This is a genomic window from Pseudomonas sp. FG86 (assembly GCF_057808775.1).
In genome coordinates this window covers 1-18,515 of sequence record NZ_JBMDIS010000084.1, presented here as the reverse complement: position 1 = coordinate 18,515, position 18,515 = coordinate 1, and the positions used below count along the sequence as shown (strand labels likewise).

Sequence of the window (18,515 nt, the reverse complement as noted above, 5' to 3'; positions counted from 1 at the left end):
CGCTGACCCTCGACACTTTTTGCATTAGAAAAGGACGGCTTATTTCATGCATCGATCATTATCGCTACGTGCAGTGGTCTGTTTAAGTACGCTCTTGCCCGCATCCATCTTGTATGCCGCGCCAGACGCAGATATTGAGACACTCAAACAAGAGCTTCTGGAACTCAAGCAGCGGTACGAGGTGCAGCAAAAAGCCTTGGCAGTGTTGGAACAACGGGTGCGCCAGGTCGAAGATCAACCGGCCACGCCGGCGCCCAGGCGCCTGGCCAAGTCTCCGGCAGACTTCCAGAAAGGCGGCAAGACCGTTGCGGGAACGGGCGCCGCTGCGGCATCCGGCGGCGCGGGCGGCGGCGGCAGTTCTTATGGCCAGTCGCTCAAGGACGATTCGGCCCCTGCACAAAGCGTGAGCAACCTCTACAACGAAGCCAGCGGCTTCTTCGGGAATGGCAAGTTCAGCTTTGAAACCGGCATCACTTACGCGCATTACGATGCCCGGCAGTTGACCCTCAACGGTTTCCTGGCCCTGGACTCGATCTTCCTGGGCAACATCAACCTGGACCGCATCAAGGCTGATAACTGGACCCTGGATTTGACCGGGCGCTACAACGTCGACAACCGCTGGCAGTTCGACGTCAACGTGCCGGTGGTGTACCGCGAATCGACCTACCAGTCGAGCGGCGCCGGCAACGATGCCACTGCCACCTCTGAAGCAAGCGTAACCCGCGATCCAACCATCGGCGACGTAAACTTCGGCGTGGCGTACAAATTCCTCGACGAAACCCCTACGTTGCCGGATGCGGTGGTTTCGCTGCGCGTCAAGGCGCCTACCGGTAAAGAGCCTTTTGGCATCAAGCTGGTCAGGCAAACCACCAACGACAACCTCTATGTGCCGGAAAGCCTGCCTACCGGTAACGGCGTCTGGTCGATCACACCGGGCATCTCGCTGGTCAAGACCTTCGACCCGGCGGTGCTGTTTGGCTCGTTCTCGTACACCCACAACTTCGAAGATTCGTTTGACGACATCAGCAGTGATATCAACCAGAAAGTCGGCGGCAAAGTCAGCCTGGGCGACAGCTTCCAGCTCGGTGTCGGCGTTGCCTTCGCGCTGAACGAGAAGATGAGTATGTCGTTCTCGGTTTCCGACCTGGTACAACGCAAAAGCAAGCTCAAGCCTAACGGCGGCGACTGGCAATCGGTGGTCTCCAGCGACGCCAATGCGGGCTACTTCAACGTGGGCATGACCATTGCGGCATCGGATAACCTGACGATCGTGCCGAACCTGGCGATCGGCATGACGGATGATGCGCCGGACTTCACGTTCAGCTTGAAATTCCCGTATTACTTCTAGCGACATCGGGACACGGAGCGTCCCGGCCGGTGTTCCTGGCTGCGCAACGCAACCTTCGACAAAGGAAAAGCCCCGCAACGATAAGGGTCGTTGCGGGGCTTTTCGGTTTACCCGCCCTAGCGGATCTGGTGTTTGTGCAGCAACCGGTAGAACGTCGGCCGGGAAACGCCCAGCACACGGGCTGCGACGCTCAGGTTGTCACTGTGCCGGTTGAGCACATCGCACAGCGCCTGGCGTTCGGCGCGGTGCTTGTAATCTTCCAGTGTAGCCATCGGCGAAGAAATTGCCTGTTCGCCTTCCAGGCCCAGATCAACGGCTTCGATCTGCCGCCCTTCAGCCAGCACCAGGCCACGCCGTACGCGGTTGGCCAGTTCACGTACATTGCCCGGCCACGGGTGCTGCCCCATGGCGACCAGGGCGCCCTCGCTGAAACTGCGCGGGCGCCGGCCGGTTTCCTGGCTGTAGAAGCGTGAAAAGTGATTGGCCAACATCGCCACATCACCGTGGCGTTCGCGCAGGGGCGCGGTGACCACTTGCAGCACATTCAGGCGGTAATACAGGTCTTCGCGAAACGTGCCCTTGGCCACCGCCGCTTCCAAGTCAACGTGGGTCGCCGCCAGCACACGCACATCCACGGGGATGGGCTGGCTGCCGCCGACCCGTTCAATCTGTTTTTCCTGGAGAAAGCGCAGCAGATTGGCTTGCAGTTCCATCGGCAAATCGCCGATTTCATCGAGGAACAGCGTGCCGCCGTTCGCCGCCTCGATCCGCCCGACCTTACGCTGATGGGCGCCGGTAAACGCGCCTTTTTCATGGCCGAACAGCTCAGACTGAATCAGGTGTTCGGGGATCGCCCCGCAGTTGATCGCTACAAACGGCTTGGCATGGCGCTGGGATTGCCGATGCAGGGTCTTGGCGACCAGTTCTTTACCCGTACCGCTGTCGCCGCGAATCAGTACCGGCGACTCCGTGGGCGCCAGCTTCGACAATAGTTTGCGCAACTCGCGGATCGGCCGGCTGTCGCCGAGCAATTCATGTTCGGGCTCGTTGACCGGGGCATGGCCCTTGCCTCGCAGGCGCGCCATGCCAAAGGCGCGGCCCAGGGTGACCTGCACCCGGGAGACATCGAATGGCAGGGTGTGGAAGTCGAAGAACCACTCGCAGACAAAATCACCGACGTTCTGCAGGCGCAACACTTCCTGGTTGAGCACGGCGATCCACTCGGTGCCACTGCGGCTGATCAGCTCCTTGACGGCCTCGGGTCGCTCCAGGTGATAAGGCTGCAAACGCAGCAAGCCCACATCGCAGGACCGGTCTCCCACCGCTTCCAGGGTACAGCTGTCCACCTCCCACCCGGCAGTGCGCAGGCCAGGCAATAGCGCATGGCAGTCATCGCAGGGATCGACCACAAGCAAGCGGCGCTGGACAGGTGTAACAACCATGACTATTCCTTGGCGCCAAAAATAGTAAAGTTATTTAGAAACAACAGTTTGTGACGCTTGGCGGTAACACTAGCAAGGTATTGACGCGGCGCTTGTACCATTTCGCTATAAGTGCGGGCAAAAAGCCATCTGCCTGCGATTCCGGGTAAAAAGTTGCTTCGCCTGGAGACTTACATTGCGCTTTCAAAACAGCCGCTTACATGACTTCAATCAGGGAAAGTTGAAAATTGTTGCTCTAACATGTGACCCGTACCCCATCATCGTGCATCAGTACAAGTAACCGCCGCACGGACTGCCCAACCGCCGGCACTTAATTGAATGGGCAACGAGAGAGAAGACCCACATGAACGCCCCGCTCCGCATCAACGAAGCTCTTTTGATCGCAGACCGTGCTTTCCAGCCCTTTCAGTGTGTGGCCTGGCACGATGGCAATGGTGCCCTCAGCCTGAGCGTCGTCGACCGCACCAACAAACGTATCGGCCGCAAACAGCTGTCGTCGAGTGCCTACACCGACCCGGCACAACTGGAAGACTTGTTGTTGCAAGCCCGCGCCGAACTCGACAAAGATGGCTACCAGTTACAGTCCTGGGCAATGCCCAAGTAAATCGGCGCGGCAACTTCCGATCATTGCCCCATTGCAAAACAATGATCGGAAGTTCGCTGTTAGAGTACAGCCGGTTTAACTTTTCGCCCTGACTGCGCCGCAAGAATAAACCGTTCGATCGCTTCGGCTGCACCGTCTTCGAGATTACTGCCGGTGACAACATTGGCCTGGCGCTTGACGCTTTCTTCAGCCTGCCCCATGGCAATCGACAACCCCGCCACCTGAAACATCGCAGGGTCGTTGCCGCCGTCGCCGATGACCGCCGTCTGCTCCAGCGGCACCCCGAGGTGCGCCGCCAGGGTCTTCAAGGCTTCACCCTTGTTGGCCTTCATCGCCGTCACATCCAGGTAGATCGGTTGCGAACGCGATACCTGGGCCAGCCCCTGCACCTTGGGCTGCAATTGCGCTTCAAGTTCCACCAGTAATGGCGCGTTGCGGCTGGCGGCGACGATCTTGTCGACCCGATCCAGGTACGGCTCAAAACTCTCGACCACTCGCGGCCCATACCCCAAACCAGCAGCTTCCACCGCCACCATGGGGCCGGAGGGATCGCGCCGCAGCCATTCACCGTCGGCAAACACCCAGACTTCCACGTCCGGCACCCCGGAAAACAGCGCCAACGTCACCAGCGCCGCCTCCGCGGGTAAATAATGCGCCACCAGTACAGTGCCATCAGGGTTGACCAACGTGCCGCCATTGAAGCCGGCCACGGGCACGTCGATGCCGAACGCTTCGATCATCTGCAACATCGCCTTGGGCGGACGTCCGCTGGCCAGGCTGAACAGTACCCCGGCAGCGCGCAAGGCACGCACCGTGTCGAGGGTGCGCTGGGTCGGGGTGTGATCAGGACGCAGCAAGGTGCCGTCCATATCACTCAATACAAACCGGACGGGATGGATCGCTGCGTCACTCATCCGAGCGAATGCCAGGCACGGCCATCGCGGGCCAGCAACGCATCGGCCGCCGCCGGACCATCTTCACCGGCCTTGTAGGCCTGGATCCCGTCGTCCTCTTTCCACGCATCGAGAAACGGCTGCACCGCACGCCAGCCGTTTTCGATGTTGTCGGCGCGCTGGAACAAGGTCTGGTCTCCGGTCATGCAGTCGTAGATCAAGGTTTCGTAACCGGTCGACGGTTGCATCTCGAAGAAGTCCTCGTAGGCAAAACCCAACTCGATATTGGCCATGTCCAATGTCGGCCCGGGCCTTTTAGCCAGCAGGTCGAACCACATGCCTTCATTGGGCTGGATCTGGATCTTCAGGTAGGTGGGCTTGAGCTCATCGACCTCGGTATCGCGAAACTGTGCATACGGCGCCGGCTTGAAGCAGATCACGATCTCGGTGTCGCGAATGCTCATGCGCTTGCCGGTACGCAGGTAGAACGGCACACCGACCCAACGCCAGTTGTCGATCATCACCTTGAGGGCGACAAACGTCTCGGTGCTGCTGTCGGGCGCCACGTTGGCTTCCTCGCGGTAGCCGGGCAGCGCCTTGCCACCGATCTCACCGGCGGTGTATTGCCCGCGCACCGAATTGGCCCGCGCATCTTCCAGGGACCAGGGGCGTACAGCCCCGATCACCTTGGCCTTCTCGCCCCGTACTGCATCGGCGCCAAACGCCGCCGGTGGCTCCATGGCCACCATCGCCAGCAACTGGAACAGATGGTTGGGCACCATATCGCGCAAGGTGCCGGTTTTTTCGAAGAAATTACCCCGGGTTTCCACGCCCACCGTTTCCGCCGCGGTGATCTGCACGTGGTCGATGTAATGGTTGTTCCAGAACGCTTCGAACAGCACGTTGGAGAAACGACTGATCAAGATGTTCTGCACCGTCTCCTTGCCCAGGTAATGGTCGATGCGATAGATCTGCTTCTCGCTCATCACTTTGAGCAGGCTGGCATTCAGCGCTTCGGCAGTGGCCAGGTCAGAGCCAAAGGGCTTTTCGATCACCACGCGGCGGAAGCTGTCATCGGTTTCCGTCAACAAGCCGGCACTGCCCAGGCGCTGCACCACTTCACTGAAGAAGCGCGGCGCGGTGGCCAGGTAGAACACCGCGTTGCCGGTGCCACTGTCGGCGATCTTCTTGCCGATGTCGGCGTAGGTGCTGTCGTCGAGGAAGTCGCCCTCGACGTAGCTGATGCCCTTGGCCAGTTGCGCCCACAGTTTTGGGTCCAGGGCATTGTCGGCGTTACCCCTGACCTTCCCGGCAGCTTCGGTGCGAATGAAGTCCTCGAGTTTCTTGGCGAAGTCGGCATCGCTGATGGCGTTGTGATCAACGCCGACAATGCGCAGGCCATCGCCCAGCAGGCCGTCACGGCTGAGGTTGTACAGCGCCGGCATGAGCAGGCGCTTGACCAGGTCGCCGTGGGCGCCAAACAGAAACAGGGTGGTGGGAGGAGCGGGTTCGGCCTTGGTTTTTTTGCCGTTGGCGGTCATTTTTTGGAAGTCTCCACATGACCACCAAAGCCAAAGCGCATGGCAGACAGCATCTTGTCACCGTAGGTGCTCTGCTGGCGGGAACGGAAACGCGCGAACAGCGACGTGGACAGCACCGGCACCGGCACGGCTTGCTCCATGGCGGCCTCGATGGTCCAGCGGCCTTCGCCACTGTCGGCAACGGAGCCGGAGTAGCCGTCGAGTTTCGGGTCGGTGGCCAGGGCATCGGCGGTCAGGTCCAGCAACCAGGACGACACCACGCTGCCACGGCGCCAGACTTCGGCGATATCGGCAACGTTCAGGTCAAAGCGCTGGTCTTGCGGCAGGTTTTCCGAGTTCTTGGTCTTGAGAATGTCAAACCCTTCGGCAAACGCCTGCATCATCCCGTACTCGATGCCGTTGTGGATCATCTTGACGAAGTGCCCGGAACCCGCAGGGCCCGCATGGATATAGCCATGCTCGGCGCGGGGGTCAGCGGCAGCGGAGCGGTCCTTGGTGCGCGGGATATTGCCCAGGCCCGGCGCCAGGCTGGCGAAGATCGGGTCGAGTCGCTGCACGGTCTCGGTGTCGCCACCGATCATCATGCAGTAACCGCGCTCCAGCCCCCAGACGCCGCCGGACGTGCCGACGTCGACATAGTGCAGGCCTTTTTCCGACAACGTCTTGGCGCGACGAACATCGTCCTTATAGTTGGTGTTGCCGCCGTCGATGATCACATCACCGTCTTCCAGCAGTTCGCTCAACTCATTGATGGTGTTTTCAGTGGGGTCGCCTGCCGGCAACATGACCCAAACGGCGCGAGGCTTTTGCAGCCCGGCAACCAGGGCTTTCAAGTCGGCGACGCCGGTGGCGCCCTCCTCGCTCAAGCCTTTGACAAATGCTTCGTTACGGTCGTAAACAACGGTGGTATGCCCATTGAGCATCAGGCGCCGTGCAATATTCCCGCCCATGCGGCCTAGTCCGATAATCCCCAGTTGCATGTGCTGATGCTCCTAACTACTCAAAAAATGTGTGCCTAGTTTATAGCGCAATGAAGCTATTGAGGGTTAGTCCAGCGCGGATGGCGGTAGTTTCATGACAAAAAAGTAGCCATCGTTTCACCATCACGCCGACAAAAGTCACACGACCATCAAAAATAAAAAAGTTCCCTTGATACGAAAAAGAATTCAGAATTGCTTCCGACTGATGCCGAGAACCTCGAATCAAGCGTTCTGGCGTCGCGATCTACCGGCTATTTGCGAGGTAAGCAATGAGCACAGCACAGATGAACCGCCCGGCACAGACCCTCTACGTCACCATCCGCCGCGATGAGTTGCGCCAACTGAAGGACGAACGCGATCAACTGCTGATGCAAGTCGCGCAGTTGCAGATGCAATTGCAAGGCCCCAGCGCCGTCGCACTGGCAGCCCCCGCCCACGGCTGAGCCCAGCGGGCATACAGGGGTAAAAACCGCTGTGCCTCTCGCTCCCGGATACCACTGCTGGCGATAACCGCCATCGGCTCTGCGCTTCGCGAAGTTGGTCGTCACAACCGGTCTCGTACCTGAGGCCCGCCAACTTCAAATGCCCTTTGCCCAAGGTCCTCACACCCCGGCGCCCTGAGTGGAAGCGCTTCTCCACCCGCCGTTCGAATCCCTCGATCAATTCCGGCCCTTTGCAGCGGGCGGTCTTATCCGTCCACGCCCAAATGTCGAGCCTCACCGCGAAACGCGGCAGATCAGCCCGCGGCGCCTGGATCAGTACCGGGCTCGAGAGGGGCAAACACCGCGTCTTAAACTCACAAACTTTTCACACACGACTGTCGATACTGCGCCGGATGAATATCCGGTCTGCGGATCAAAACCCGTGCGGATATTGCTACCCGATGATTGAATTTAAGTTTGCTGGAGCGCTGGATGGCGATGTTCAAACGCAGCACCAAGTCTGCGAAAGGCTTTGATTGGGCCGGCCTTGGCTGGTTATTTCTGTTTTTCTGGTACTTCTCGGGTATTACCCAACTCCTCATACAACTGACCGGCACCTCCGGTTTCAGCGGCTTTCGCCAAGCCTTCTTCATGAGCGCACTGTGGCTCGCGCCGATGTTGTTATTCCCGCGCCGCACCCGCCTGCTCGCCGCGTTGATCGGTGTGGTGCTGTGGGCCTGTTCCATGGCCAGCCTGGGTTATTTCTTCATCTACCAGCAGGAATTCTCCCAAAGCGTCATCTTCATCATGTTCGAGTCGAACATCTCTGAAGCCGGTGAATACGCGACCCAATATTTTGCCTGGTGGATCGTGCTGGCGTTCATCGCCCATACCGCCCTGGCCGTGTTCCTGTGGACGCGCCTGCGCCCGGTGTACCTGCCCCGTGGTCAATCGATACTGGCGGCGACGGCAATTGTGCTGGCCGTCGTGGGCTACCCGCTGGTCAAGCAGATCGCCACGAGCGACAACATGGAACAGGCCATCGACCGCTTTGAAACCCGCGTCGAACCGGCCGTGCCGTGGCAGATGATCGTGGCCTATCGTCGCTACACCGAGCAGCTCGACAACATGCAGGGCATGCTCAGCAGCGCCAGCCAGATTCCGCCCTTGAAGAACCTCAAGGACAGCATGGCCAACCAACCGTCGACCCTGGTATTGGTGATCGGCGAGTCCACCAACCGCCAGCGCATGAGCCTCTATGGCTACCCGCGCAACACCACGCCCGAGCTGGACAAGCTGCGCGACCAACTGGCGGTATTCGACAACGTCATCACCCCGCGCCCCTACACCATCGAAGCGCTGCAACAGGTGCTGACCTTCGCCGACGAAGAAAACCCGGACCTGTACCTCAAGACGCCGTCGATCGTCAGCATGATGAAACAGGCGGGCTACAAGACCTACTGGATCACCAACCAGCAGACCATGACCAAGCGCAACACCATGCTCACGACCTTTTCCGAACAGGCCGACGAGCAGGTGTACCTCAACAACAACCGCAACCAGAACGCCCGCCAGTATGACGGCGACGTACTGGAGCCATTCGCCAAGGCCATGGCCGACCCGGCCGAGCGCAAGTTCATCGTGGTGCACCTGCTGGGCACGCACATGAGCTATCAGTACCGTTATCCGCCGACCTTCGACAAATTCACCGATCGCCAGGGGGTTCCGGCAGGCATCAGCGACGCCCAGCTGCCCACCTACAACAGCTATGACAACGCCGTGCTGTACAACGACTTCGTAGTCTCCAGCCTGATCAAGAGCTACGCCAAGACCGACCCCAACGGCTTCTTGCTGTACCTGTCCGACCACGGTGAAGACGTCTTCGACTCCGCCGGCCACAGCACCCTGGGGCGCAACGAAGGCAAACCCACCGCACCGATGTACACCATCCCGTTCATGGCCTACGCCTCTCCCAAGTGGCGCGAAACCCACAACTGGAGTTTTGCCGGCGACCTGCAGCGCCCCTATAGCAGCTCGCAGTTGATTCATACCTGGGCAGACCTGGCCGGGCTGAGTTTCGACGAGCTGGACCGCAGCAAAAGCCTGGTCAGCGACAGTTTCAAGCCGCGCCCGCTGCTGATCGGCAACCCTTACGAGCGCCAGCAGAAAGCCTTGATCGACTTCAGCCTGATCAAGCCAAAGAAAGCTGACGGGGCAGAAGTCGTAGCGAAGTGACCACCAGCGTCGCCCAAGCGACGATAACAATCATTCTCGTTTAAGCCTAAAGTTTCACGCCTCCTTTCGTCTTTGAGCCAAGGCCTTTTCTTACTGAGAAGGCTTCAAAGACGACAAGGAGTCTTCCGCGATGTTCGCGCCTCTCACCCGTTCCATGACCGTCACCCTCGGCCTGTTCAGTATCGTACTGAGCCCCGACCTGCTGGCTGAAAACGACCCCGAGCAAACGCCCGCCACCGCGTTGGAGCTGGGCAGCACCCGCGTCACCGCCGAAGGCCTGGGGGCCACTACCGAGCACACCGGGGCCTACACCACCGGTTCGATGAGCACCGCCACGCGGCTGAACCTATCGATCAAGGAAACCCCTCAATCCATTTCGGTGATCACCCGCCAGCAAATGGATGACTTCAATCTCAATACCCTGACCGACGCCCTGCGCCAGACCACCGGGGTCACGGTGCAGCACCTGGATTCCGACCGTGCCGGTTATTCCTCCCGGGGCTATTCCATCAATAATTTCCAGGTGGATGGCATGCTCAACACGTTCGGGCGCATGAAGTCCGACGCCGACACCATCATTTACGACCGTATCGAAGTGGTACGCGGCGCCACCGGCTTGACCACCGGCGCGGGCGATCCCTCAGCCACCGTGAACATGATCCGCAAGCGCCCGACCGCGCAATGGCAGGCCAGGGCCGGTGCCAGCGGCGCCAGCCATGACAATTACTACAACTACCTGGACGTCGGCGGTCCGCTGGGCTTTGAGGGTCGCCTGCGCGGGCGTAGCGTCATGGCCTACCGCGACAGCCAATCCTTTCGCGACAATTACGCGCTGCAACGGGAAGTGGGCTACGGGATCCTCGAGGCTGATTTGACGGACGATACCGTGGTGGCGGTCGGGTTCGATTATCAGAACAAGCATGTGCAAGGTACCTCCTGGGGCACCCTGCCTTACTGGAACAGTGACGGTGGTAAAGCTCGGCTGCCACGCTCGGCCAATATGGCCGCCGATTGGAGTTCCTGGCCACTGAAGGACCAGACCACCTTCGCATCCATCGATCACAAGCTGTCCGCCGACTGGCGCCTCAAGGCCGCCTACACCCACCGCCAGAGCGACACCGATGGCAAGGTGTATTACGGTGGCGCGGGATTCCCTAATGCCGATGGCAGCGGCATGACCGCCTGGACCAACCAGATGGTCGGCACCTCGAAAATGGACGTGGTGGATTTCAACCTGGCCGGCGCCTATTCGCTGCTGGGCCGCGAGCATGAATTGATGGTGGGATATGGCGAGTCGCAGCAGCGCGACACTTCGCCCTTCCAACGCAATCGCTCTCCCGCCGATTACGTCACCATCCCTGATTGGCAACACATGGGCGGTATCGCCAAATTTCCCGACCGCACCACCGGGCTCAAAGGCTCCCACTCCAGCAAACAGCAGAAAGCCGGCTACCTGGCCACTCGCCTGAGCCTGACCGACAAGTTGCACGCCGTGCTGGGCAGCCGCTATGGCAGTTGGGAAATCGAAAGCGTCGCGCCAGAATACGATGCCAACAACCAACTGACCCGAGCCCCCAAGACCCGTCAGACTCACAACGACATGCTGACCCCGTATGCGGGGCTGCTCTACGACATCACCTCGCAGTACACGCTTTACGCCAGCTACACCGATATCTTCAACCCACAGGATGAGCGCGACGCCAGCCGCAAGTACCTGGAGCCGGTGGTGGGCAGCAATTACGAGGTGGGCCTCAAGGGCAGCCTGCTGGACGAGCGCTTGAACCTGGCCGCCGCCTACTTCTGGAGTACCCAGGACAACGTGGCCGAGTTGGACAACAGCGCCGAGCCCGACCGGGAAACGGGCGAGCAGTTCTACACATCCGGCGGCAAGGGCAACCAGGTGCAAGGCTTTGAAGTTGAAGTGTCGGGCGAGGTCATGCCGGACTGGAACCTCACGGCGGGCTACACCTACACCCATTCGCTCAACGGCGACAAACAGCGCAGCAATACTGACCAGCCGATGAACCTGTTGAAGCTGTCCAGCACCTATCGCCTGCCGGGCGAATGGCGCGGATTGACGGTGGGCGGTGCGGTGAACTGGCAAAGCGACTTCTACGCATTTGCCGACCGTCCGATCGGCGGTCGCGACGCGGACGGCTACCTGATCACCGAATCAACGAAGATCACACAGCAGGCTTATACCGTGGTCAATCTGATGTCTCGCTATCAATTCGACGAACATGTTTCGGCGTCAGTTAACGTCAACAATTTATTTGATGAAAAATATTACGAGCGCGTCGGCTTTTATAATGGCGTGTATTGGGGCGAACCCCGCTCGATCACCTTGGCATTGGACTGGAGACTGTAAGACTTTTTAACCCGAAGTTAACGAAAATGTTAACTTCGGGAGCAGTTCCGCGTTAATTCCCACTTAATAAGATCACTCCACACTCGCCCCATGAATCTGATCAAGGACAGAGCGGATACCGATCACTCTTAACGGGAACACTGCCATGAAACTCTCCACCCTGATGCTTGCCAGCCTGATGACCCTGACCTCCGCCGCCGCATTCGCAGAAGGCGGCTCAGAGCGTTCGAAGGCGTTTTACAACGACTTCAGTTTCGTCCAGCAAAAACTCCACGGCACCGCCGAACAAACGGAAGTCGCCGACGGCAAGACATTAAAAATCGACTCTGCCGAACAAAAAACGGCCGAGCCACAATCAAAGAGTTAATTAACGCTGACTTAATCCGCAACACCCTGTGCCATTCCGCTCCGTTGGCAAAGGTTTAATAGGCGCCATTTGATGGCGCCTTTTTTTTCGCCGGTTATTTATTACAGCGGCTTGTTCCAGAACAACATGCGCCCATGGGCCGGATCGAACACCGAGTCGTCAAAACCGAACTTGCGGTAGGCCGACTGGGCCACGGCATTGCCCTCCAGCACTTCCAGGGTGATCTTGCAGCAGCCGCGCTGGCGAGCGATTTCCTCGACCTTGTGCAGCATCTTCTGGCTCAGCCCCAGGCCACGAAATGGATTCATCACCACCACGTCGTGAACATTGACCAATGGACGGCAGGCGAACGTGGAAAACCCTTCAAAACAGTTCACCAACCCGGCCGGTTCGCCACCGACAAACGCCAACACGCTAAAAGCATGGGGGCGTTTCGCCAGTTCCGCCGGGAGTTGGCGCAGCAAGTCCGACGGCAGGCTGTGCCCGCCCCCCATAGGGTCTTCTGCATAGTGGTTGAGCACACGACCAATGGCATCGGCATGCACGGGATTGGTGTAGCTGGCTTGCAGCACCAGAATGTCAGGGGTGTCCATTTCCTTCCTCAATCAAAAACAAAAAAGGGAATTCAGCTCCCTCCGAAGGGCACGATTGTAAGCATGGCGCCAGTAATAGATGAAGGAGATTAACTACAAATACCTGCCTGAAAACGCGAAGGTTATGCCGATCAAAATAGGTTGCCAGGTCATTCCAGGGCCTTTTTCGTACGCTCATACGCCAAAACGCTGTAATTGCATTTCCTGCAATCGGCTCAGGGTGCGACGGAACGGAAACTCCAGGTAGCCTTCCGTGTAGAGGCTTGCCAACGGGACCTTGGCTTCGATGAATAACGGCACCTTGCGGTCGTAGCATTCATCCACCAGCGCGATAAATCTGCGCACGCTGTCATCGTGTACCGAGAGCTCAGGCAATTCGCGATCCCCGGCCACCACGCGCTGGGCAGCGTCCTCGGTGCCACGGGCAATCCGGCCCGGGCGCCTTTGCGCACTGAGGTTGGGCACCTCCCCCAGCAAAATCGCTTTGAAACGGTCGCACAGCAGCATGAAGTCCATGGCGGCCAGGGGTTGTTCGCACAGGTCGGCATAGCGGCACCACAGCACGGTGTCACTGGCCTGCACAGCCACAATCGAGCGGTGCCCAACGCTGACCGCCCCACTGCTCACCCGTTGCCCCTGGCTCAGTTGTTTGAACAGCGTGGCCAACGCCTCCGGTTGGTTGACCCAATAACGCTGCACACCCACACCCGGATGCAGTCGATGATCCTCGCCACCGTCCACCGCCACCACGCGCATATGCTGTTTGATGGCCTCGATACCTGGCAGGAAACGCTCACGATTGAAACCGTCTGCATACAGTTGGTCGGGCGGCTGGTTTGAGGTGCAGACCATGACCACCCCCTCCTCGAACATGACCTGGAACAGGCGGCCAAGGATGATCGCATCACCAATGTCGCTGACGAATAACTCGTCGAAGCACAGCACCCGCACCTCCCGGCCCAGTTCACGGGCCAGGGCCTGCAACGGGTCGGGGATGCCGGAGAGCTGGAACAAGCGCTGATGCACCCAGCCCATGAAGTGATGGAAATGCTGGCGCCGCGCGGGTACACGCAGGCTGTGGTAGAACTGGTCCATCAACCAGGTTTTGCCCCGGCCCACCGGCCCCCATAGATACACCCCGGTGATCGGTGGGTGGCCCCGGTGCAGGGCTTCGTGACAGGCTTGCAGGGCATCCACTGCCTGGCGCTGGGCGTCATCGGCAACGAAGCCCTGCTGGGCGATGGCATGTTGATAAGCGGCGAGAGGCGAGTCGAAAGTCATGCGCGCCAGTATGACTTACACAGAGATATCCAGCCGTGAAATCTTGCCCTGCTCGTTCAGGCGAAAGGTGTAGCGCAACGCCAGCGGGCTACCGGGGAAATTGCCCGAGACACTGTTGCTGACCAGCACCTTGCCGGTGCGGTGCTGTACGTTGAGCACCTCGACCCGCGGCTCGTAGCGCCGCCCCGTGTCTTCCATCCAGCGGGCGATGGCAGCAGGACCGACCTGATGCTCGCCCTCATCGAACACGTGGGCATCGTCGGCAAAACAATCGGCGACGGTCGAGGTGTCACCGCTGTTGGTCGCGGCGAGATAGGCAACGATGGCCGGGGCCAGCAGTGAATGGTGACCGGACATGGCACAGCTCCTTCTGAGTGGTTGTGGGGCCATGCTAAGCCAGGGTCGTGTCAGTTTTTGTCAGGAGTGAATGGCCCGGTGTCATTCTGTTCCAGCAATTTACGCCAGGCGCGCAGCCAGTCACTGCGTCGCCCCGGGTAGCGCTCGCCACAGGCTTGCGCGGTGGCGACACGGTCGGTCCGAAAGGTGCGATACGCGCCCCGCAGTTCGCACCAGGCCACGATCACCCGCACCTCATTGAGAAAACCCAGGGCTAAAGGCCAGATCAGGCGTTGACTCTGGGTCTGGCTGGCATCCGCGTAATCGATATGCAGCTTGGCCTGGTTGCGAATAGCCTCGCGAAACACATTCAACGGTACGCGGTTTTCCGGATAACCAAACCCTGGCGGCCCCGGCAGCAGCGTCGGGTTACGCAACGCCTCCTGGGCGGCGGGGTCCAGCACATCGGCAATTTTTGCCAGGGCGTTGGCCGCGGCGCGGCTGAGCACATCATCGCCACGCTGATCCACATAACGCAGGCCGAGCACGATGGCTTCGGTTTCCTCGGCGTTCAGCATCAAGGGCGGTAGAAACAAGCCACTGCGCAACACATACCCGACGCCCGCCTCCCCGAAGATCGGCGCGCCCAAGGCAGTCAAAGCGGCGATATCGCGATACAAGGTGCGCTCGGACACCTCCAACTGTGCGGCGAGCACAGCCGCGGTCACCGGGCGTTTCTTGCCTCGCAGGGCCTGGAGCAAAGACAGTAGACGAGTGGTACGCGACACGTTGATCCCGCCGGCAAAAGGAAAAATGTGCAGCAGCTTAGCAGAGCGTCCTGCCAGAAAATGTCAGGAGTAAAAAGCGCCTCATCACACCACGGGCCCACGTGAGAAGCCGGTGTGACCGCCCTGATGAGCTTCGTTCTTTAAAGTGTTTGACATGGTTGCCTGAAGCAACAATATTATTGACTCAGGCAACCATAAGAGCATGCGCCATGTCCACATCCTTGCTTGTCGAACGCGCCGGCATCGTGCGCGGCTTCAATCGTTTCTATACCCACCAGATCGGCGTACTGCAGGAGCACCTGCTGCAAAGCGACTATTCCCTCACCGAGATCCGGGTGCTGTATGAGCTGTCGTCGCGCGGCGACCTGACCAGCGCCGACCTGTGCCAGATGCTCAGCCTGGATGCGGGCTACCTGAGCCGGTTGACCAGCGGTTTCGAAAAGCAAGGCTTGATCCAAAAGCTCCGCTCACCCACCGATGCGCGCGCGGTGCAATTGCACCTCACCGAACAAGGCCGCTCCGTGCTGGCACCCCTGGAGCAACGGACCCAGGACGAAGTCATTGCCCTGCTGCAAGCCCTGCCTGAGCCACAACAACAGCAACTGACCGCCGCCATGCAGCGCATTCAATCCTTGTTGCAAGGCACCCCGCCGAGCTACCTGCTGCGTGACCCGCAGCCAGGCGATATGGGCCTGGTGGTGCAGCAGCAATCGGCCTTGTATGCGCGGGAATACCAATGGAACTGGGAGTTCGAAGCACTGGTGGCGGAGATCGTCGCCAAGTACCTGCGCGAGTTCGACCCAACGCGTGAGCGCTGCTGGATCGCCGAAAAGGATGGCGCGGTGGTGGGTTCGGTATTCGTGGTGCGTCATGACGACAGCACCGCCCAACTGCGCATGCTCTACGTCGACGCCAGCGCCAGGGGCCTGGGTATCGGCCAGCGCCTGGTCGATGAATGCCTGCGCTTTGCCCGCGATGCCGGCTACACGCGCATGATGTTGTGGACCATGAGCGCGCTGACCGATGCGCGCAGGCTCTACCAGAAAGCCGGTTTCGAGCTGGAGGAAGAGGAACCTACCCTCAGTTTTGGCAAGGCCCTGGTCAGCCAGACCTGGGCCCGCGCACTGTAAAAAAGGGCCTGGAGAACCCAGGCCCTGGCCCTTTTACAGGTCGGTGATTTCCTTGTGGCGCGGCACCAGCGTCTTCATCACGCTCCAGGCCACCAGGTAAGCCAGCGCGCAGATCGCGAACATGATCATGTAGCCAGTGTGGATATCGCCGATGGACTTGTAGTAATCGAACACCCAGCCCCCGATCTTGGTCATCACCACCCCGCCCAGGCCACCGGCCATGCCGCCAATGCCGACCACCGACGCCACGGTTTTCTGCGGGAACATGTCGGACACGGTGGTGAAGATATTGCACGACCACGCCTGGTGCGCCGAGGCGCCCACACCAATCAACAACACCGGCACCCAGAAGCTGATATAGCCCAGGGGCTGTGCCAGCAATACCACCAGCGGGAACAACGCGATCACCAGCATGGCTTTCATCCGCCCGTCATAGGGCGCGTCGCCACGGGCCATGAAGTAGCTGGGAAACCAGCCGCCGCCGATGCTGCCGACCATGGTCATGCTGTACAGCACCGCCAGCGGCATGACGATATCGGCGCCTTTCATGCCGTATTGCGCCGACAGGTAGGTGGGCAACCAGAACAGGAAGAACCACCACACGCCGTCGGTCATGAACTTGCCAAAGGCAAACGCCCAGGTCTGGCGGTAGGTGAGCAACTTGAACCATGAGACTTTCTTCTCGACCGCGCCCGCCATTGCCGGGGGGAATGGCTGCACCGTCTGGTCGCTGCGAATGTACGCCAGCTCCTCGGCAGACAGGCGTTTTTGCTGCTCCGGCTTTTCGTAGACCGCTGCCCACACCGCGACCCAGACGAAGCCGAGCATGCCGATGACCATAAAGGCCGCTTCCCACCCCCACATCCCGGCGATCAGCGGCACGCAAATCGGTGCCAGGATCGCGCCGACGTTGGCGCCCGAGTTGAAAATGCCGGTGGCCAGGGAGCGCTCTTTCTTTGGGAAATACTCGGCAGTGGCCTTGATCGCAATCGGAAAGTTACCCGCTTCGCCAATCGCCAATACCGCGCGAGACAGCATGAAGCCGGCGATGGAGACCGGGATCGCCGCCAGGCCGATCGCCCCGCTCACGGCAGCAATCCCCTCACCCATCGGTACCGAGAACGCATGCATGATGGCGCCGGTGGACCAGATCGCAATCGCGATCACGTACGCCGCCTTGGTGCCGATCTTGTCGACGAACCGCCCGGCAAACAGCATGGAAATCGCATAGACAAACTGAAACACCGCCGCAATGTTGGCGTAGTCGGTGTTGCTCCAGCCGAATTGCGTGGACAACTGCGGCGCCAACAGGCTGAGCACCTGGCGGTCGAGGTAATTGACGGTGGTGGCGAAGAACAGCATCGCGCAGATGGTCCAGCGATAGTTGCCTACAGCTTGGCCAACGCGCTGGGCGTTGATGGGCTCGATCAAGTTCATGGCATCACTTTTTATTTTTGTTAGGTAGGACACATGTAACGTCATATGTCGTCGTACAACTGTGGCTTTTATATCGGGCTGCCTTTCCGCTGTCAATGTGAAATATTGAGGCTTTGGTGGGCTATCGCGCGGGGGGTGAAAAACGTCAACGCAGCTATGTTGTAGGACAACAAACGCGCATCACCCGGCTCGGCGCTTTGCCGGGCACATCATCGAGCACACCGAATGGCTGCATGCCGACCTTCTCCAGCACACGGATCGACGCCGCGTGGTCGGGCCGCACCAGGCCGAACACCTCCGGTAAACCGAGGGTGTCAAACGCCAGCGCCAGGGCATCGCGTGCCAACTCTGTGGCATAGCCCTGCCCCCAGGCTTCCACGGCGAAGCGATAGCCTAGGTTGATGCGCGGTTGCGTGAGGTAGTTGAGCGGCGCAATACCGCCGAAGCCGATGATGTGCTCCGGGGCTTGCCGATGGGCAATCGCCCACCAGCCATAGCCGTGGGTGGCCCACTGTGCGATCCAGTGGTCGAGCAGGTGTTGGGCAGCGGACAGGCTGGGCATGGGCCCGGCGGGATTGAAGAGGTTGGTTTGGGAGTCGCCGAAGATCGCAAACAATCGCTGCACGTCCCCTGGCAGTGGCTGACGGTAGACAAGACGGGAAGTGGTGGCGGGCATCGGGATCAGTCCTCTTCAAAACTGTGGCGAGCGGGCTTGCCCCGCGTTGGGCTGCGCAGCAGCCCCAAAACCAG

Annotated in this window: 17 protein-coding genes; 7 read left to right on the top strand and 10 right to left on the bottom strand. The window is 59.8% G+C overall.

Annotated elements, in window-relative coordinates; all coding sequences use genetic code 11:
• Nucleotides 1-46 precede the first annotated feature (46 nt).
• Entirely contained in the window at nucleotides 47-1,348 is a 1,302-nt protein-coding gene (fapF, locus tag ACODSV_RS30145; RefSeq protein WP_150055864.1) for a fibril amyloid transporter FapF, read from the top strand.
• 116 nt (nucleotides 1,349-1,464) lie between these two features.
• Here the strand turns inward: fapF and ACODSV_RS30140 are convergent, their stop codons facing one another.
• Nucleotides 1,465-2,790 (bottom strand): sigma-54 dependent transcriptional regulator, encoded by a 1,326-nt coding sequence (locus tag ACODSV_RS30140; protein WP_024075832.1) that lies wholly within the window; start codon nucleotides 2,788-2,790, stop codon nucleotides 1,465-1,467.
• Nucleotides 2,791-3,133: 343 nt separating this feature from the next.
• On the opposite strand from ACODSV_RS30140, the gene ACODSV_RS30135 reads away from it, so the two are divergent.
• The gene (locus tag ACODSV_RS30135; protein WP_024075833.1) at nucleotides 3,134-3,394 is read left to right on the top strand and encodes a hypothetical protein; all 261 of its coding nucleotides are present in this window, start codon (nucleotides 3,134-3,136) and stop codon (nucleotides 3,392-3,394) included.
• Between the two features lie 59 nt (nucleotides 3,395-3,453).
• Here ACODSV_RS30135 and ACODSV_RS30130 read toward each other — a convergent pair whose 3' ends face one another.
• Genes ACODSV_RS30130 through gnd form a run of 3 tightly spaced genes read right to left on the bottom strand, consistent with a single transcriptional unit; the run spans nucleotide 3,454 to nucleotide 6,808 of the window.
• On the bottom strand, nucleotides 3,454-4,308 hold the full coding sequence (locus ACODSV_RS30130) for a Cof-type HAD-IIB family hydrolase (protein WP_024075834.1): 855 nt from the start codon (nucleotides 4,306-4,308) through the stop codon (nucleotides 3,454-3,456).
• On the bottom strand, nucleotides 4,305-5,828 hold the full coding sequence (zwf, locus tag ACODSV_RS30125; RefSeq protein ID WP_024075835.1) for a glucose-6-phosphate dehydrogenase: 1,524 nt from the start codon (nucleotides 5,826-5,828) through the stop codon (nucleotides 4,305-4,307). The genes ACODSV_RS30130 and zwf overlap by 4 nt, the downstream gene beginning before the upstream one ends.
• Complete coding sequence (gene gnd, locus ACODSV_RS30120) at nucleotides 5,825-6,808, bottom strand: phosphogluconate dehydrogenase (NAD(+)-dependent, decarboxylating) (RefSeq protein WP_024075836.1); 984 nt, start codon at nucleotides 6,806-6,808, stop codon at nucleotides 5,825-5,827. Before gnd ends, zwf begins: the two co-directional genes overlap by 4 nt.
• Before the next feature lie 269 nt (nucleotides 6,809-7,077).
• On the opposite strand from gnd, the gene ACODSV_RS30115 reads away from it, so the two are divergent.
• From ACODSV_RS30115 to ACODSV_RS30100, 4 genes are all read left to right on the top strand, one after another.
• Entirely contained in the window at nucleotides 7,078-7,251 is a 174-nt protein-coding gene (locus ACODSV_RS30115; protein WP_024075837.1) for a DUF6026 family protein, read from the top strand.
• 471 nt (nucleotides 7,252-7,722) lie between these two features.
• Nucleotides 7,723-9,465 (top strand): phosphoethanolamine transferase CptA, encoded by a 1,743-nt coding sequence (locus ACODSV_RS30110; RefSeq protein WP_150055172.1) that lies wholly within the window; start codon nucleotides 7,723-7,725, stop codon nucleotides 9,463-9,465.
• Nucleotides 9,466-9,595: 130 nt separating this feature from the next.
• Nucleotides 9,596-11,833, top strand: coding sequence for a TonB-dependent siderophore receptor (locus ACODSV_RS30105; RefSeq protein ID WP_150055171.1), 2,238 nt, complete (start codon nucleotides 9,596-9,598; stop codon nucleotides 11,831-11,833).
• Nucleotides 11,834-11,978: 145 nt separating this feature from the next.
• Nucleotides 11,979-12,200, top strand: coding sequence for a hypothetical protein (locus ACODSV_RS30100; RefSeq protein ID WP_024075840.1), 222 nt, complete (start codon nucleotides 11,979-11,981; stop codon nucleotides 12,198-12,200).
• Between the two features lie 101 nt (nucleotides 12,201-12,301).
• Here the strand turns inward: ACODSV_RS30100 and ACODSV_RS30095 are convergent, their stop codons facing one another.
• The 4 genes from ACODSV_RS30095 to ACODSV_RS30080 form a co-directional block, all read right to left on the bottom strand.
• The gene (locus tag ACODSV_RS30095) at nucleotides 12,302-12,793 is read right to left on the bottom strand and encodes a GNAT family N-acetyltransferase (RefSeq protein ID WP_024075841.1); all 492 of its coding nucleotides are present in this window, start codon (nucleotides 12,791-12,793) and stop codon (nucleotides 12,302-12,304) included.
• A gap of 174 nt (nucleotides 12,794-12,967) precedes the next feature.
• A complete protein-coding gene (gene zapE, locus ACODSV_RS30090; protein WP_024075842.1) occupies nucleotides 12,968-14,074 on the bottom strand; it encodes a cell division protein ZapE in 1,107 nt (368 codons plus the stop codon).
• 15 nt (nucleotides 14,075-14,089) lie between these two features.
• The gene (locus tag ACODSV_RS30085; RefSeq protein WP_024075843.1) at nucleotides 14,090-14,431 is read right to left on the bottom strand and encodes a nuclear transport factor 2 family protein; all 342 of its coding nucleotides are present in this window, start codon (nucleotides 14,429-14,431) and stop codon (nucleotides 14,090-14,092) included.
• A gap of 50 nt (nucleotides 14,432-14,481) precedes the next feature.
• Nucleotides 14,482-15,198 carry a helix-turn-helix transcriptional regulator gene (locus ACODSV_RS30080; RefSeq protein WP_150055170.1) on the bottom strand — a complete coding sequence of 239 codons (717 nt, stop codon included), beginning with the start codon at nucleotides 15,196-15,198 and terminating at the stop codon, nucleotides 14,482-14,484.
• 209 nt (nucleotides 15,199-15,407) lie between these two features.
• On the opposite strand from ACODSV_RS30080, the gene ACODSV_RS30075 reads away from it, so the two are divergent.
• Complete coding sequence (locus ACODSV_RS30075) at nucleotides 15,408-16,328, top strand: bifunctional helix-turn-helix transcriptional regulator/GNAT family N-acetyltransferase (RefSeq protein ID WP_069075823.1); 921 nt, start codon at nucleotides 15,408-15,410, stop codon at nucleotides 16,326-16,328.
• A gap of 33 nt (nucleotides 16,329-16,361) precedes the next feature.
• Here the strand turns inward: ACODSV_RS30075 and ACODSV_RS30070 are convergent, their stop codons facing one another.
• Nucleotides 16,362-17,765: an MFS transporter gene (locus tag ACODSV_RS30070; protein ID WP_150095557.1), complete on the bottom strand. Its 1,404-nt coding sequence runs from the start codon at nucleotides 17,763-17,765 to the stop codon at nucleotides 16,362-16,364.
• A gap of 154 nt (nucleotides 17,766-17,919) precedes the next feature.
• Nucleotides 17,920-18,441 carry a GNAT family N-acetyltransferase gene (locus ACODSV_RS30065; RefSeq protein ID WP_150055168.1) on the bottom strand — a complete coding sequence of 174 codons (522 nt, stop codon included), beginning with the start codon at nucleotides 18,439-18,441 and terminating at the stop codon, nucleotides 17,920-17,922.
• Nucleotides 18,442-18,515: the final 74 nt, after the last annotated feature.

Coding starts and splice junctions, on each gene's coding strand:
- ACODSV_RS30070 (WP_150095557.1), bottom strand. CDS start 17,765: ATGAACTTGATCGAGCCCATCAACGCCCAGCGCGTTGGCCAAGCTGTA.
- ACODSV_RS30100 (WP_024075840.1), top strand. CDS start 11,979: ATGAAACTCTCCACCCTGATGCTTGCCAGCCTGATGACCCTGACCTCC.
- gnd (WP_024075836.1), bottom strand. CDS start 6,808: ATGCAACTGGGGATTATCGGACTAGGCCGCATGGGCGGGAATATTGCA.
- ACODSV_RS30135 (WP_024075833.1), top strand. CDS start 3,134: ATGAACGCCCCGCTCCGCATCAACGAAGCTCTTTTGATCGCAGACCGT.
- zapE (WP_024075842.1), bottom strand. CDS start 14,074: ATGACTTTCGACTCGCCTCTCGCCGCTTATCAACATGCCATCGCCCAG.
- fapF (WP_150055864.1), top strand. CDS start 47: ATGCATCGATCATTATCGCTACGTGCAGTGGTCTGTTTAAGTACGCTC.
- ACODSV_RS30085 (WP_024075843.1), bottom strand. CDS start 14,431: ATGTCCGGTCACCATTCACTGCTGGCCCCGGCCATCGTTGCCTATCTC.
- ACODSV_RS30115 (WP_024075837.1), top strand. CDS start 7,078: ATGAGCACAGCACAGATGAACCGCCCGGCACAGACCCTCTACGTCACC.
- ACODSV_RS30095 (WP_024075841.1), bottom strand. CDS start 12,793: ATGGACACCCCTGACATTCTGGTGCTGCAAGCCAGCTACACCAATCCC.
- ACODSV_RS30140 (WP_024075832.1), bottom strand. CDS start 2,790: ATGGTTGTTACACCTGTCCAGCGCCGCTTGCTTGTGGTCGATCCCTGC.
- ACODSV_RS30065 (WP_150055168.1), bottom strand. CDS start 18,441: ATGCCCGCCACCACTTCCCGTCTTGTCTACCGTCAGCCACTGCCAGGG.
- ACODSV_RS30075 (WP_069075823.1), top strand. CDS start 15,408: ATGTCCACATCCTTGCTTGTCGAACGCGCCGGCATCGTGCGCGGCTTC.
- ACODSV_RS30130 (WP_024075834.1), bottom strand. CDS start 4,308: ATGAGTGACGCAGCGATCCATCCCGTCCGGTTTGTATTGAGTGATATG.
- ACODSV_RS30110 (WP_150055172.1), top strand. CDS start 7,723: ATGGCGATGTTCAAACGCAGCACCAAGTCTGCGAAAGGCTTTGATTGG.
- zwf (WP_024075835.1), bottom strand. CDS start 5,828: ATGACCGCCAACGGCAAAAAAACCAAGGCCGAACCCGCTCCTCCCACC.
- ACODSV_RS30105 (WP_150055171.1), top strand. CDS start 9,596: ATGTTCGCGCCTCTCACCCGTTCCATGACCGTCACCCTCGGCCTGTTC.